This window comes from Chromobacterium sp. Beijing, assembly GCF_021496765.1.
Classification (GTDB): domain Bacteria; phylum Pseudomonadota; class Gammaproteobacteria; order Burkholderiales; family Chromobacteriaceae; genus Chromobacterium.
Genome location: NZ_CP053750.1, coordinates 3,705,441 through 3,720,457, shown reverse-complemented (window position 1 = coordinate 3,720,457; position 15,017 = coordinate 3,705,441). Strand labels below are relative to the sequence as shown.

Here is a 15,017-nt window from a genome sequence, read left to right as displayed (position 1 = left end):
ATGTTCGGTCCCGCCGCCTTATTGACCCTGGCCACGCTGGCCGGCCTGCTGGCCGGCTTCGCCCGCGAGTGGCTGCTGGTGGCGGCCTGGGGTGCCGGCGGCCGCAGCGACGCCTTTCTGGTGGCGATGTTCCTGCCGGAAGCCTTACGCACTCTGCTGGCCGGCGGCTTGCTGTCCGCCGCGCTGCTGCCCTTGTGGCAAGCGCAGACGCCGGAGCGGCGCTGCGCCTGGCTGGCCGGTCAACTGCGCCACTGGCTGGCCGCTGGCTTGGGTCTGGCGGCGCTGCTGAGCCTGGCCGCCCCGTGGCTGACGCGGGCGCTGGCCCCCGGCATCGGCGCCGCTCACGCGGAATCGGCCGCCGCCGCTTTGCGCTGGCTGGCCTGGCTGGCGCCCGGCCTGCTGGCCCAGGCGGTGCTGGCGGCGCCGTTGCAAGCGCAGGGCCGCTTCCTGCTGGCCGGACTGGGCTCGCTGCTGTTCAATCTGCCGGCGGCGCTCTATCTGTACTGGGCCGGGCCGGCCGCGGCGGCGGCGACGCTGGCGCAATGCTTTCTGGCCGGCAGCGGGTTGATGGCGGCGGCGCTGCTGCCCGGCAACTGGCGGCTGGGCTGGCGGCCCTGGCTGCGCGCCGGCCGCGGCGATGTCCGGCAGGTCTGGCGGCGGCTGTGGCCGCTGCTGGCCAGCGGGGCCGCCAGCCAGGGCCTGGGCTTGTTGGAGCGCCTGGCCGCCTCGCTGCTGGGCGAGGGGACGATTACCCTGCTGAATCTGGCGCGCAAGCTGATCAATCTGCCGCTGATCGCCTTGATGAGTTTGAACCAGGTCTTGTTGAGCAAGATGAGCGGCGCGCAGGACGCGGACCGGCTGCGGCTGCTGGACCGCGGCCTGGCCGCCTGCGGCCTGCTGACCCTGCCGGCGGCGGCCGGACTGATCGGCGCCGCGCCGGCGCTGGTGACGCTGCTGCTGCCGGCCGGCTTGGCCGCGAGCGAGCTGCCGCTGCTGCTGGCGCTGTACGCGCCGGGCATTGTGTTCGGCGCTTGGAACGCGCTGCTGGCGCGCTACTGCTACGCCGGCGGCGACACCCGCGGCCCGTTGGCGGTGGAACTGGCCGGCAGCGCGCTGAGCGCCGCGCTGTTGCTGACGCTGCCGCGCTGGCTGGGCCTGCCCGGCCTGGCGCTGGCCGCCCTGGCCGGGGTATGGCTGACCGGCGCGCTGCTCGCCGTCCGGCTGGGTCAGGGCTTGCCGTCAAGGCTGGCGCGCCAGGGCGCGGCGGCGTGCGCGCCGCTGATCGTCGCCGGGCTTGTCTTGTTCCCGCTGCGCGGCTCCGGGCCGTGGCCGCAACTGGCGCTGGCCGCCTTGGCCGGAGTCGTGCTGCTGTTGGGGCTGGGCTGGCGTTTTAGATCGGAGAGCATAGCTCCAGCAGTAGCCCATCCGGACAACGCAAATGGGATACCGTCTGACCCCAGGGCTTGAGCGAGGGCGCTTGCAGCTCAACGCCGCCGTGGCGCAAGGCCTGGGCGTGGGCGACGGCCACGTCGTCGGTCGTCAGCGCGATCTCCATGCCCAGCGGCAGCGGCGAGGCGTCCGCCGCCACATAGCCTTCCGGCAGATTGCTGCGGCCCAGCGGGTGGGCGGCGAAAGCCAGCGTGGTGGCGCCGGTGTCCAACTCGCCGTAATCGCCGGATTCGTGCAGGAAGCGGCGCTTCAGTCCGAAGGCGTTTTCAAAGAAGGCCAGCGAGGCGGCGACGTCGGAGACATAGAGAATGGTGTAGGCGAATTGCATGGTTGGGCTCCTGATCAGGTTTTATTGCAGCTGCCGCAGCATGTCGGCGCATTGAACGATATGGGCGTACTCGCCGTCCAGATTGGCCAGCGCCATCGCGTGCACCTCGTCGGCGCTGCGCGGGGTGCCGGCGTAGTCCGCCTTGTCGAAGGCGAAGCAGGCGTCGGCGGCCACCAGGGTGCGGAAGCCGAGATTGCCGGCGCTGCGGGCGGTGGCTTCCACCGAGTTATTGGTGCTGACGCCGACGATGAGCAGTTGTTCGATGCCGCGCACGCGCAGCCAGCGTTCCAGGCCGCTGTGGGCGAAGGCGTCCGGCACGTTCTTTTCCATCACGTGTTCGCTGGCCAGGGGGGCCAGCGCCGGCTGGAATTCGACGCCGGGCTGGCCGGGCCAGAACGGCGACTCGGGGGTGCGGGAGATGTGGCGCACGTGGACCAGCGGCGCGCCGGCCTGGCGCCAGGCGTTCAGCAGTTGGGCGATATTGGCTTCGGCCTGGGGGTTGTTGCGCGGACCGGCTTCGGGGCGGCTCATGCCTTGTTGCATGTCGATGATGATGAGGGCGGGGGCGGTGTGCATGGTGGGGATGCCGGGGTCATGGCGGGGATTTAGTGTAGCAGGGGAGGCGGGGGTGTTCGATAGATTGCTCTGTATTTGGAGAGGGTTGCTTTGTTGAATCTGCTTTCACGGAGAGATGTGTCCTCCTTTGATTGCGCTGTGATTTGTGAGGGCTTTTCTGTTGAGTCCGCTGCGCGGATGATGATTTAGGTGCCGCTTTCCGCGCGGCGAACGGGGAGGGGGCGGGCCGCCGCCCCCTTCCATCCCCCCTCGTCCCCCAGGACGCGAAACCCCGAAGAAAAAGGGGCCTGCAAGGCGCGGCTGAACTCGCGATTTGCTAGCGTCAAATCGCTCAAACAAAGCAGCCGCTTAAAACCTTGCAGACCCCTTTTTCTCCGGCGCGCCCCGAGGGGACACTTGGGCGCTACACAAGGTGGTCTTTTTTGAATAAGAGAGGTGGTTTAGCGAAGTGGGTCATTTCTGTGAATAACTTGACCCCATTGCTCTTGTCTGTGGATAAGCCCAGCTCCCTAAAAGAAAGCATGTATCCGACGCGCCCCTGGTCCCTTCAAGCCTGCCGCCGGGTGGCAGGCCCGAGGTTTTAAGCGGCTGCCCTGTTTGAGCGATTTGACGTTAGCAAATCGCGAGTTCAGCCGCGCCTCGGGCCTGACGGGACCCGGCGGGAAGCCGTAGGCCAGGCTTGCAGGGCGGCCTTTGGGGTGTCTACGTGCGAATCTTTGATTCGCTCAGTGATAGGGAATTTGGCCGAGTTGTTCCCCTTCCTGCCTGCCGGGCAGCCCCGGCAATGAAAACCATCATCCGCGCAGCGGATTCAAAACCAGATCACTCAACTAGTAAGCCACGCTCAAGCAAACCAACCACCCTACCTTGACCCCAACCGCCCCCTCGGCAACAATCCCCCCGTTGCCGCCAAAACAAGCGGCACACGGGATTGGCGTCCCGTCCGCTTAAACCAACTGGCCCTCGCTGGATACAGCGCGGGCTGCTTTACCATGGCCGCGCCATTTGGCAGGCGCATGGTGGGAGAGTGCCATGCACTCACCGGTTTGGTTTAAGCCCGGTACGCCAATCCTGCCACGCGCCTGCCCAATACCTCAGCCTTCCCCCGGCAGGTGGTTTATCTTGTGTCACAGCAGGAGAAACACCATGCATCACGCTCAAAACTTCCCCCGTCGTCGCCGCTACAAACTGCACTCGCTGGAACAGCAGGAAGCCCTGCTTCCCTTTGTTCGTTTCTGCCCCGGGCGCACCTATCGGCATTACTGGCAAATGCCCACGCCCAGCAAGGATCTCCTCGCCGACCACGCCTACGGCCGCGAATGCGCGGCTCACCTATTGCAATGGCTGAAGGACAATCGTGAATACGTCGGCAAAGGCCTGCTGAGCCGCGTGGCGCGCGACATCGATTTTGACGACCGCGACGGACGCGGCCAGTGGATGGGCTTCTTCAACTATCTGGAAATCATGATGCTGCTGGGCGCCGACCGGGTCCGGGTCTACCGCCATGTAGACAGCCAACACCAGATCTACCTGGCGCTGGGACAACGCTTCAGCCTGGAAGCGCGCTTCCGCCGCATCCGGCTGCGAAACCGCTAAGCGTCTTGCGGTGGGTATCGCTGCGCTCCACCCACCCTACGGCGGATGGTTTGGTCGGGGGTATTTGTAGGGTGGGTGGAGCCGATAGGCGATACCCGCCAAACCCCGCCGCCAAGACCCAAGCATTGATCCCATCGCGTTGCCGCGTGGGTATCGCTGCGCTCCACCCACCCTACGGTGAATGGTCTTGTAGGGTGGGTGGAGCCGCAGGCGATACCCACCAAACCCCGCCGCCAAGGTCCAAACATCGGTTCCATCGCATTTCCGCGTGGGTATCGCTGCGCTCCGCCCTACGGCGGATGGTTTGGTCGGAGGTATGTGTAGGGTGGGAGGAGCCGATAGGCGATACCCACCAAACCCTGCCGCCAAGGTCCAAGCATCGGTTCCATCGCGTTGCCGCGTGGGCATCGCTGCGCTCCGCCCTAGGGCGGATGGTTTGCTTGGGTGGGAGGATATCCTCCGCCGACACAGCCCAAGGACTCATCCGCCGCGCCCCTCGCGCAAACCGCTTTAATCCCCCCGCAACTGCTCGCTGCCCACTCCACATTCCTGTTTCAAGAAGGCGTAACCGGCCGGCGTGATCCGCAAGGCGCGGCTGTCGCTGCGGCGCTCGGTCAGGCCGCGCAGCAAGAAGGCTTGGCACAAGGCCGCGCCCAGGCTGCCGGCGATGTGGTCGCGGCGTTCGCTCCAGTCCAGGCAGGCGCGCGCCAAGGGCCGGCGCGGGCGGGCGATGCCGGCCAGTTGAATGTCCAGCTGCGCCGCCAGCCAGTCCGCGCCGGCCGGCGTCACCGCGAACTCGCGCTCCTCGCGCCGTTGCAGCAGTTGCTGCTGTTGCAGGAAGTCGGCGACGGCGATGCCCAGCCGGCCGGCGAGGTGGTCGTAGCAGCTGCGCGCCAGGCGGATGTCGGCATTGCCCTTGGGACGCACCGCGTTCCGGCTTTCGCCGGCGGCGACGGACAGCGCTTCCAGTGCGTGGGCGATGGCCGGGCTGGCCAGGCCGTAATAGCGGTGGCGGCCGCGCTGTTCCACCCGCACCGCCTGGCCGTGCAGCAACTTGGCCAGATGGTTGCTGGCCGCTTGCGGCGACAGGCCGGCGGCCTGGGCCAGATCGCTGGCCGGGTAGAGGCGGCCGTCTTGCAAGAGCAGCAGCATCAGCGCGCGGCCGGGGTCGGCCAGCAGGCTGGCCAGGCGGCTGATGTCGGGTATGCGGTCGTGCGGGGCTGCAAGCATGGTTCATCCTCGGCTGAAACTTTGGCGGATGCCGCCGGCTACGATAAACCCATCGTCAAGCTTGAACAAGGAGAGCGGGAGTGGAGGATTTACTGGGCTATCTGCATAGCCATTTTCTGAGCGAGCCGGCCTTGCTGGCGCGCAGCGGCTTGAGCCTGGACACCCTGCGCGGCTGGCAGCGGGCCGGCGCGGCGCCGTGGCCGTCCTACCGGCTGACGCTGAGCGGGGAGGCGGCGTCCTGCATGGGCGCGGCGGCGCTGAGCGCGGAGTCGGCCTGGTATCCGCAGGGCATGTTGTGCTGGCTGGGTCAGGCGCTGGCCTTGGACGGCGATCCGGAACGCCTGCGCGCCTGTTTCGGCCGGCAGTGGCGCGCCGGGCTGGCGGCGCTGGAATTGCCGTCAGCCGAGGCGGAGCCGGATTGGGAGGCGGCGTGGCGGGATTTCCTGGCCGGCGGCTACGGGGTGTGCACCCGCGCCGGCTTGCCGGGGGAGATTGCGCAGAAGGAGGCGCTGGTGTCCTGGATCGACGCGCTGACCGAGCGGCAAAGCCGGCCCGCTCTGGACCCGGCCCGACGCGAGCGCCTGGCCTGGGCGGTGACGGCGCTGGACGGGGTGGCGGCGCCGTTTGCGCCGCATGAGCGGGCGGCTAGTTCGCGCGTCCGCTGCGTGGAGCTGACGCGGCGGCTTTACCTGGTGGAGGGGGCATGAGCGCCTGGCCTTTGGACCCGCTGGCGGCGGTGACTCACGCCCATCCCTATCCCTATTACCGGGATCTGGCGCAGCGGCGGCCGCTGTATTTTGATGCCGGTCTGGGCTTGTGGGTGGCGGCCGGCCACGCGGCGGCGCAGGCGGTGTTGGCCGCGCCGGAGTGCCGGGTGCGGCCGCTGGATCAGGCGGCGCCGCCGCAGTTGGGCGATGGCGGCTTGGCGCGCACGTTCTGTCTGTGGGCGCGGATGAGCGAGGCGCCGCGCCATCCGGCGCTGAAGGTGGCCTTGAGCCGGGCCTTGGCGACGGCGGCGGGCGCGGAAGCAGGGCGCTTGGCGGAAAGCCTGGCGCGGGACTGGCTGATGCGCGAGCCTTTGAACGGCGAGGTGCTGGACCGGATGGCGCAGGGCTTGCCGGTGCTGACGCTGGCCGGTTTGTTGGGTCTGCCGGCGGCGGACGCGCCGGCCTTGGTCGCGGAGGTGGTGGCGCTGGCGCAAGCGTTGGCGGCGGATGCCGATGTAGAGGCGCTGGAGCGCGGAGAGCAGGCCTTGACGGCTTTGCAGGCGAGAGTGGCGGAGGCGCTGCCACAGGCCGGCGGCATGCTGGCTGAGCTGAAGAATGAATTGGCGCCGGATGAGGCGACGCTGACGGCGAATGTGATCGGCCTGCTGTTCCAGAGCCTGGACGCCGGCGCCGGCCTGTTCGCCGCCGCGGTCTGGCATCAGGCTCAGGGCCGGCCGCTGGCGGCGGGCGCGGCGGCGGAGTGGGATGGGCTGGCCTTGCGGGACCCGGTCTTGCACAACACCCGCCGTTTCGTCGCGCGGGATTGGTCCCATGGCGGCCAGACGGTGCCGGCCGGCGCTTCGGTATTGGTGGTGTTGGCCGCGGCGGCTTTGGGCCCGGCCGGGCCGGGCGAGGCCTTGATGTTCGGTGCCGGCCGGCATGCCTGCCCGGGCCGGGCGCTGGCGCTGGAGATTGCGCGCGGCGGCCTGGTGGCATTGGCGGCGGCGCAGCCGGATTGGCAAGACTTGACGGCGGCGGCGCGTTTTCGCCGGCTGCCCAACGCGCGGGTGCGCATTTATGGCGAGAAAGGGAGAGCGGAATGATTGCGGTGATTTTCGAGGTGGAGCTGGCCGAAGGCGGCCGGGATGGTTATCTGGGCTGGGCGGAGCGCCTGGGGCGGGAGCTGGCGGAGGCGGACGGTTTCCTGTCGATCGAGCGCTTCGTCAGTCTGAATCGGCCGGAGAAGATGTTGTCGCTGTCGTTCTGGCGCGACGAGGCGTCGGTGGCGGCCTGGCGGCGGCTGGAGCCGCACCGCGCGGCGCAGCGGCAGGGCCGGGAGGCCTTGTTCGCCGATTACCGGCTGCGGGTGGCGGCGGTGTTGCGGGATTATGGGATGAACGAGCGGGCGCAAGCGCCCGATGGCGTCAGCCCTGAATTGGATGCAAGGCCTTGATCACGTAAAGATCAAAACGGGTGGACTTGCCGTCCAGCACCGCGGACGGCTTCACGCCCTCGATGGCCGCGCCCAGCCGCGGCCGTTTCACCACCACGCGGTTCTTGGCAGCGGCGATGGCGGCTTGCAGCAGCGCGGCGCTGTCCTGATCGTCGCCTATCACCTGCTGGAAGGCCTGCATGTCCTTCTTGGCGGCGGCGCTTTTCTTGTCGGTGTCCGGGAACATCGGATCGACGAACACCACGTCCGGGCGTTCGGCCTCGCTTAGCGCGGCCAGCCAGGCGATGGAGCTGGCGTGCACCAGATGCATGCGCGCGGCGATGTCGGCGGTGTCCGGGTGGCCGGCGGCGCGTTCCAGCGCGTCGGCCAGCAGCGCGGCGGCCACCGGCGAGCGCTCCACCAGGGTGACGCGGCAGCCCAGGCCGGCCAGCACGAAGCTGTCGCGGCCCAGGCCGGCGGTGGCGTCCACCACATAGGGCAGTTCCTTGGCGCCTTTCAGGCCGATGGCCTTGGCCACCGGTTGGCCGCGGCCGCCGCCCTGTTCGCGCCGATGCTTGGCCGCGCCCTCGACGAATTCCGCATACACCGCGCCGTGCTTGCCGGTGGTCAGCAGTTCCAGCCTTTGTTCGCCCAATTCCAGCCAATAGCCCTGCTCCGGCCGTTGTTCCAGCAGCGGCAGAGCGAAGCGCTGGCTCAACAGGCGGGCGGCGTCCAGGCGGTCGGGACGGGCGCAGTACAGCGGGGTGGCGGGCATGGAGAAATCCTTGGATGGGCGGACGGCGGACGAACGATACGGGATGCGGCGGGCGAGGGCAAGCCGGGGGATTTTGAATATGTTGAACAAATATCATGTGTGCTACGTATTTGCACTTAGCTTACTTCGCGTGAGGAACAACTATTTTTTAAAGAGGGGGCTTCTTGGTCGCGCTTGACAGCTTTTGTCAGCTTGCCGGCTGCCCGGTTTGTTACGGTGTCGCTGTTGTTCTGATTCGAATTTATTTAATTGTCATTTATTTTTGCTTTGATACAGGTTCTAATCCGCTAAGCAGCTTTTGGGATGTAGTCGCAAGCGTGGTTCGATCTGGGTCTTGGCGCCTGTTCAATGCTTGTTGCGCTTGGTGAAGCGTCAGCGGGCGGATACGTCTTAAGAAAGGCCTATGTACCGTATGTACATTCCGCCTTCTCTGCCGTCTTCGCCTTGTCTCGCTCTTGCTCGCAAGATGTTGAACAGCCGCTTAAGCCGAAATAATCCGGGAGAGCGTGATGGGGTGGTGGAAATCAGCGGGGCAATCGCAAGGCAGTGACAAGAAGACACCGGCTCTCAAGCGCTCGCGCCTGCTGTTGCAGGCTCTGGAGCCCAGGTTGATGTTCGACGGCGCGGCGGCCGCCACGGCCGCCGCCGCCTCGGCGCATGCGGACGCGCCGCTTCCGGCGGAACGCCCGGCGCAGACGGAAGCGCCGCGATCGGCCGCGGTGGAGCGTCTGGCGGAGAAGCTCGCAGCGGCGCTGGCGCCGACCGCGCCGCCCAAGCAGGTGGTGTTCGTCGAATCCAATGTCGCCAATTACCAAAGCCTGCTGGCGCAAATGCCGGCCGGCATGGAGGTGGTGGTGCTCAACGCCGGCAAGGACGGCCTGAGCCAGATCGCCGAGTGGGCCAAAACCCACCATGGCTACGCCGCCATCCACATCATTTCCCACGGTCAGAGCGGGGATTTGATGCTGGGCAACATGGAACTGACCACGGCCAAGCTGGACAGCCGCCAGGCGGACCTGAAAACAATAGGCCAATCCTTGCGCGCCGACGGCGACATCCTGCTCTACGGCTGCGACATCGCCGCCGGCAGCAGCGGCGCGGCCTTCGTCAGCGCATTGTCCCGCTACACTCAGGCCGACGTGGCCGCGTCCACCGACGCCACCGGCGCGGCGCGCCTGGGCGGCGACTGGACGCTGGAGCGCAATAGCGGCCATATCGACGTGGATGCCTTGCATTTCAGCTACGACGCCCTGCTGGCGCGGCCGGTGACGGGCACCACTGATTTCACCACATCGGACGGCAACACCTATAACCCCTCAGGCAGTACCGTGAGCGCCGGCAACCTCCAGGGCTGGGATTTCACGTTGCAATTGGGCTCCACCAATAATGGCGGCCAGACGATTATTGTCGAAAAGGCCGGCTCGGTGACCACGGAAACGGTGGACGGCTATAGCGACGGCACCATTCCCATCTCCTATTTCAGCGTCAAGTCCAACGACAGCAGCCGCTTTACCTTGAACTCCATCGGCGTGGTGCTGAACGGCTACGACTCCGCCACTTCCGGCGGCAATCTGCAATTGGTCGGCTATATCAACGGCGTGGCGGTCAGCGGGGCGACGCTGACGCTGAACGTGGGCGACGCGCTGCAAGGCAGCGGCGGGCTGGTGACTTTCAACGTGTCCGGCAACAGCGCCTTCCAGGGCATCGATTCCTTCCGGGTGTTGGCGGCCAGCGGCCATAATGTGACGGGCATGATAGGCATAGGCGCCATCAACGCCATCAATTTCGGCTTTGCGCCGACGCTGACCGCCAGCGGCGGCTCCAGCGCCTACAGCAGCGGCACCGGCACCGCGGTGACGGTGGACAGCGGCATCACCCTGTCCGACTCCGACAGCAGCACCCAGGCCAGCGCCACGGTGTCCATCAGCGGCAACTTCCAGAGCGGCCAGGACGTGCTGGCCTTCACCAACAACGGCAGCACCATGGGCAATATCACCGCCAGCTACAATAGCGGCACCGGGGTGCTGACGCTGACGTCCAGCGGCGCCACGGCCACGCTGGCTCAATGGCAGGCGGCCTTGCGCGCGGTGACTTATTCCGACAGCTCGCTGTCGCCCAATACCGGCAACCGCACTATCAGCTTCGCCATCAACGACGGCGCGATCAACAGCAGCGCGGTGACCAAGACGGTGACGGTGGCGGCGGATTCCGCGCCGGTGATAGGCAACCTCAACGGCGACAACCCCACTTTCACCGAGAAAGGCGGGGCGGTGAAACTGGACGTGGGCACCGCGGTCACGGTGACGGACAGCGACACCCCCAACTTCAACAGCGGCAATCTGACCGTGCACATCTCCGCCAACGGCCAGAGCGGCCAGGATGTGCTGGGCGTCGACACTAGCGGCTCGGTGTCCTTGTCCAGCGGCACCAGCGTGGGCAGCGTGGTGACGGTGGGCGGCGTGAGCATAGGCGTGATCGCCAGCAACGGCGACGGGGTGGGCGGCCATGATCTGATCGTCACCTTCAACAGCAACGCCACCCCGTCGCGGGTGGCCACTCTGCTGGCGGCGCTGACTTACAACAACAGCAGCAACGATCCCAACACCGCCACCCGCACCATCAACGTCAGCGTCAACGACGGCCGCGGCGGCACCGGCTCCAGCAATGTGACGGTGGCGGTGGCCGCGGTGAACGACGCGCCCACCGGCAGCGCCACCGCCTCCAATCCCACCTTTACGATGGGCGGCTCCGCGGTGACGGTGTTCAGCGGCGCCAGCGTCAGCGCCGTCGAATCCAGCCAGAGCGTGATCCTGCTGACGCTGACCGTGTCCGGCCTGCAAGACGGCAGCAGCGAAATCCTGTCCATAGACGGCAGCAATGTGGCGCTGACCAACGGCAACTCGGTCACCACCAGCGGCAACGGCCTGAGCGTCACCGTCTCGGTGTCCGGCGGCACCGCCACGGTGTCCATCAGCAGCAGCGGCGTTTCCGGCAGCACCGCGGCCAGCGTGATCAACGGCATCACCTATCGCGACAGCAATGGCAGCCCCTCCATCGGCAACCGGGTGGTGACGCTGACCAGCGTCAAGGACAACGGCGGCACCAGCAACGGCGGCGTGGACACCACCACGCTGGCCGTGGCGTCCACCGTCAGCGTGGCGGTGGTGCCGGTGGTGACCACCAGCGGCGGCAGCGCGGCCTTCACCGCCGGCGACAACACCGCGTCCACCCCGGTGGCGGTGGATTCCGGCATCACGGTAAGCAATAACGCCGGCCCCACGCTGGCCAGCGCCACGGTGTCCATCAGCGGCAATTTCCAGAGCGGGCAGGACGTGCTGGCCTTCACCAACGACGGCAGCACCATGGGCAATATCACCGCCAGCTACAACGCCGGCACCGGGGTGCTGACGCTGAGCTCCAGCGGCGGCAGCGCCACCTTGGCGCAATGGCAGGCGGCCTTGCGCGCGGTCACTTACACCGATACGGCGGTGACGCCCAATTCCGCCACCCGCACCGTCAGCTTCCAGGTCAACGACGGCAGCGCCAGCAGCGGCGTGGCCACGCGCTCGGTGACGGTGACGGCCACGGATCAAACGCCTATCGCCACCGCCAGCGGCGGCAGCGCGGTCTTCACCGCCGGCGACAACACCGCGTCCACGCCGGTGGCGGTGGATCCCGGCCTCACGGTCAGCGATCTGGACAACAGCACCTTGGCCAGCGCCACGGTGTCGATCAGCGGCAACTTCCAGAGCGGCCAGGACGTGCTGGCCTTCACCAACAACGGCAGCACCATGGGCAATATCACCGCCAGCTACAACAGCGGCACCGGGGTGCTGACGCTGACGTCCAGCGGCGCCACGGCGACCTTGGCGCAATGGCAGGCGGCGCTGCGCGCGGTCACCTACACCGACACCGCGGTGACGCCTAATACCGCCACCCGCACCGTCAGCTTCCAGATCAACGACGGCAGCAAGAACAGCGGCGCGGTGACCCGCGGGGTGACTGTGGCGGCGACGGACCAAACCCCTATCGCCACCGCCAGCGGCGGCAGCGCGGCCTTCACTGCGGGGGACAACACCACGTCCACGCCGGTGGCGGTGGACTCCGGCATCACGGTCAGCGATCTGGACAACACCACGCTGGCCAGCGCCACGGTGTCCATCAGCGGTAACTTCCAGAGCGGCCAGGACGTGCTGGCCTTCAGCAACACCAATAGCGTCACCTTCGGCAACATCAGCGCCAGCTACAACGCCGGCACCGGGGTGCTGACGCTGACGTCCAGCGGCGCCACGGCCACGCTGGCGCAATGGCAGGCGGCCTTGCGCGCGGTCACCTACACCGACACCGCGGTGACGCCCAATACCGCCACCCGCACCATCAGTTTCAGCGTCAACGACGGCAGCAAGGACAGCGCGGCGACGACGCGTTCCGTCACCGTGGCGGCCACGGATCAAACGCCTGTCGCCACCACCACCGGCAGCGCCGGGGCCTATGTGGTGGGCGGCGCCGCCACGCCGGTGGACGGCGGCCTGACCGTGTCGGATTTGGACAACACCACCCTGGCCAGCGCCACGGTGGCGATTAGCGGCAACTTCCAAAGCGGCGAGGACGTGCTGGCCTTCACCAACAACGGCAGCACCATGGGCAATATCACGGCCAGTTACAACGCCGGCACCGGGGTGCTGACGCTGACGTCCAGCGGCGCCACGGCCACCTTGGCGCAATGGCAGGCGGCGCTGCGCGCGGTCACTTACATCGACACCGCCGGCTCGCCTAATACCGCCACCCGCACCGTCAGCTTCACCGTCAACGACGGGACCAAGAACAGCGCGGCGGTCACCCGCAACATAGCCTTGCAGCTGATGCCGCCCAGCGTCTCCGGCCTGACCAGCGGCACCGACACCGGCAGCAGTCATAGCGACGGCGTCACCAGCAACGCCACGCCCACGGTGACCGGCACCGGGATCGCCAACAGCCTTGTCATCATCTATGTGGACGGGGTGCCCATTGATAGCACGGTCGCGGACGGCAGCGGGGCCTGGAGTTACAGCTTTGTCTCCAGCCTGAGTTCCGGCGCGCACGCCATCACCGCCGTGGTCAGCAGCGGCGGCGTCAGCAGCGGCCAATCCAGCGCCTTCAACGTGGTGATAGACAATAGCGCGCCCGCGGCGCCGTCCGGCGTGGCTTTGAGCACGGGGACGGACACCGGCAGCAATCACGGCGACGGCATCACCGGCAACAACCGGCCCACGGTCACCGGCACGGCGGAAGCCAATAGCACGGTGACAGTGTACGTGGACGGCACGGCGGTGGGCACGGCGACGGCGGACGGCAGCGGCGCGTGGAGCTACAGCCTTGGCAGCGCCTTGGCGGACGGCAATCACAGCATCCGCACCACCTCCACTGATCTGGCCGGCAACGCCAGCGGCCAATCGACGGCCTACATCATCACGGTGGACACCGTGGCGCCGGACAGCCCGGCCAATACCGGTCTGAGCCTGGCCACCGACAGCGGCTCCAGCCACAGTGACGGCATCACCAACGTCAACCGCCCCAGCGTCACCGGTCTGGCCGAGGCGGGCAGCAAGGTGGCCGTGTTCATCGACGGCGTGCAGGTGGGCACCGCCACCGCCGACGGCGGCGGCGTCTGGCTGTTCAATCTGAGCCAGGCGCTGGCGGACGGCAGCCACAGCGTGCGCGCCACGGCCACCGACGCGGCCGGCAACATCAGCGCGCAGTCGGCCTCGTTCACCGTTGTCGTGGACACCACCGCGCCGGCGCCGCAGTCCTTCACCCGCTTGGACCCGGCCTCCGGCGTCGCCGGCAGCCTGCGTTACGACCTGGTGTTGAACAAACCCATCGTCGGCCTGAGCGCCGGCGATCTGAGCGTGATCACCAGCGGCAGCGCCAGCGCCGGCATCGGCAATATCGTCCGCATCAGCGACAGCCACTACGTGGTGCAATTGACCGGGGTCAGCGGCGTGGGCTCGGTGGCGCTGGCGCTCAAATCCGGCGCGGCGGCGGACCTGGCCGGCAATGTGACCCAGCAGCAAACGGTGGCGCCGGCTTACCAGTTGCGCAGCGCAAGGACAGAGACGCCCCCGCCGATCCAGCCTGTGCCGCCGGCGGACGCGCCGCTGCCGCCCAATGCGGCGCCGGTCATCAATATCGCGCCCATCACGCCCAATATCGTGCTGGCCGCGGTGAGCGGCGCGGGCAACGGCAACGGGCCGGGCGCCGCGCCGACGCCGCAGGGCCCGGCGGGGCCGCAGACGAGCAACCCCATCCAGCTTGCCTTCGGCCAGGACCGCTTCGCGCCGACGCCCAGCGAGCCGTTTGGCCGCGGCAACGCCGGCCTGCCCTTTGTTTCCAATCTGGGCGGCACCTCCGGCGCCCCGTTGCAAGTGATGCCGGATCTGGGCGTGCGGCCGCTGGTGGCCGGACAGGGTTTCAACTTCAGCCTGCCGCCCGGCACCGTGATCACCCGCAATCCGGACGCGGTGCTGAACATCCAGGTGCGGCAGAGCAATGGCCAGCCGCTGCCGGCCTGGCTGAAGTTCGATCCGCAGACCGGTCGTTTCAGCGGCACGCCGCCGGCGGGCTGGAACCGTTCCTTGTCTCTGGAAGTGACGGTCAGCGACCAGAACGGCCACCGCGGCGTCACCCATATGCAGTTGAAAACCGGCGCGGGCGAGCAGGCGGCCGCGGCGACGGAAAAAGCAGCGGCGGCCGGCAAGCCGGCCCTGCACGAGCAGTTCCGCCAGCACGGCAAGCCCGCCTTCGATCAACAGATCGCCGGATGGCTGCAGGCGGAGGACGCGGTTTGACCGCAAGGTCCTAGCCGGCGAGCCACTAAACCAACAAACCGCACAGGGGACGATATGAAGAAAGCAACACAGGGGGAGGGGCCGGCCGCGGCGTTTA

10 protein-coding genes are annotated in these 15,017 nt (G+C 67.7%); 6 read left to right on the top strand and 4 right to left on the bottom strand.

All coding sequences use genetic code 11. The features are described 5' to 3' along the window. The gene (locus HQN78_RS17275; protein ID WP_235085149.1) at positions 1–1,467 is read left to right on the top strand and encodes a lipid II flippase MurJ; all 1,467 of its coding nucleotides are present in this window, start codon (positions 1–3) and stop codon (positions 1,465–1,467) included. Here the strand turns inward: HQN78_RS17275 and HQN78_RS17270 are convergent. After that, on the bottom strand, positions 1,391–1,777 hold the full coding sequence (locus HQN78_RS17270) for a VOC family protein (RefSeq protein ID WP_235085147.1): 387 nt from the start codon (positions 1,775–1,777) through the stop codon (positions 1,391–1,393). The two genes, HQN78_RS17275 and HQN78_RS17270, sit on opposite strands and share 77 nt — an antisense overlap. Positions 1,778–1,798: 21 nt before the next feature. Then, complete coding sequence (locus HQN78_RS17265; protein ID WP_235085145.1) at positions 1,799–2,353, bottom strand: cysteine hydrolase family protein; 555 nt, start codon at positions 2,351–2,353, stop codon at positions 1,799–1,801. Positions 2,354–3,499: 1,146 nt separating this feature from the next. Here HQN78_RS17265 and HQN78_RS17260 point away from each other — a divergent pair. Continuing rightward, entirely contained in the window at positions 3,500–3,949 is a 450-nt protein-coding gene (locus HQN78_RS17260; protein WP_235085143.1) for a hypothetical protein, read from the top strand. Positions 3,950–4,459: 510 nt separating this feature from the next. Here the strand turns inward: HQN78_RS17260 and HQN78_RS17255 are convergent. Then, positions 4,460–5,179: a helix-turn-helix transcriptional regulator gene (locus tag HQN78_RS17255; protein WP_235085140.1), complete on the bottom strand. Its 720-nt coding sequence runs from the start codon at positions 5,177–5,179 to the stop codon at positions 4,460–4,462. Positions 5,180–5,259: 80 nt separating this feature from the next. Between HQN78_RS17255 and HQN78_RS17250 the strand changes: the two genes are divergently transcribed. From HQN78_RS17250 to HQN78_RS17240, 3 genes are read left to right on the top strand one after another with little or no spacing between them, the layout of a single operon-like run. After that, positions 5,260–5,886, top strand: a complete 627-nt coding sequence (locus HQN78_RS17250; RefSeq protein WP_235085138.1) for a DUF6058 family natural product biosynthesis protein — start codon at positions 5,260–5,262, stop codon at positions 5,884–5,886. Continuing rightward, positions 5,883–6,989, top strand: a complete 1,107-nt coding sequence (locus tag HQN78_RS17245) for a hypothetical protein (RefSeq protein WP_235085136.1) — start codon at positions 5,883–5,885, stop codon at positions 6,987–6,989. The genes HQN78_RS17250 and HQN78_RS17245 overlap by 4 nt, the downstream gene beginning before the upstream one ends. Further along, positions 6,986–7,339, top strand: coding sequence for an antibiotic biosynthesis monooxygenase (locus tag HQN78_RS17240; protein WP_235085134.1), 354 nt, complete (start codon positions 6,986–6,988; stop codon positions 7,337–7,339). Before HQN78_RS17245 ends, HQN78_RS17240 begins: the two co-directional genes overlap by 4 nt. Here HQN78_RS17240 and HQN78_RS17235 read toward each other — a convergent pair. Further along, on the bottom strand, positions 7,311–8,093 hold the full coding sequence (locus HQN78_RS17235; protein WP_107801167.1) for a class I SAM-dependent methyltransferase: 783 nt from the start codon (positions 8,091–8,093) through the stop codon (positions 7,311–7,313). The two genes, HQN78_RS17240 and HQN78_RS17235, sit on opposite strands and share 29 nt — an antisense overlap. A gap of 509 nt (positions 8,094–8,602) precedes the next feature. Here HQN78_RS17235 and HQN78_RS17230 point away from each other — a divergent pair. Continuing rightward, on the top strand, positions 8,603–14,920 hold the full coding sequence (locus tag HQN78_RS17230) for a DUF4347 domain-containing protein (protein ID WP_235085132.1): 6,318 nt from the start codon (positions 8,603–8,605) through the stop codon (positions 14,918–14,920). The last annotated feature ends 97 nt before the right edge of the window (positions 14,921–15,017 follow it).

Bases quoted from the DNA above. Each gene is read 5' to 3' on its own strand.
- HQN78_RS17275 (WP_235085149.1), top strand. From the start codon at position 1: ATGTTCGGTCCCGCCGCCTTATTGACCCTGGCCACGCTGGCCGGCCTG.
- HQN78_RS17270 (WP_235085147.1), bottom strand. From the start codon at position 1,777: ATGCAATTCGCCTACACCATTCTCTATGTCTCCGACGTCGCCGCCTCG.
- HQN78_RS17265 (WP_235085145.1), bottom strand. From the start codon at position 2,353: ATGCACACCGCCCCCGCCCTCATCATCATCGACATGCAACAAGGCATG.
- HQN78_RS17260 (WP_235085143.1), top strand. From the start codon at position 3,500: ATGCATCACGCTCAAAACTTCCCCCGTCGTCGCCGCTACAAACTGCAC.
- HQN78_RS17255 (WP_235085140.1), bottom strand. From the start codon at position 5,179: ATGCTTGCAGCCCCGCACGACCGCATACCCGACATCAGCCGCCTGGCC.
- HQN78_RS17245 (WP_235085136.1), top strand. From the start codon at position 5,883: ATGAGCGCCTGGCCTTTGGACCCGCTGGCGGCGGTGACTCACGCCCAT.
- HQN78_RS17240 (WP_235085134.1), top strand. From the start codon at position 6,986: ATGATTGCGGTGATTTTCGAGGTGGAGCTGGCCGAAGGCGGCCGGGAT.
- HQN78_RS17235 (WP_107801167.1), bottom strand. From the start codon at position 8,093: ATGCCCGCCACCCCGCTGTACTGCGCCCGTCCCGACCGCCTGGACGCC.
- HQN78_RS17230 (WP_235085132.1), top strand. From the start codon at position 8,603: ATGGGGTGGTGGAAATCAGCGGGGCAATCGCAAGGCAGTGACAAGAAG.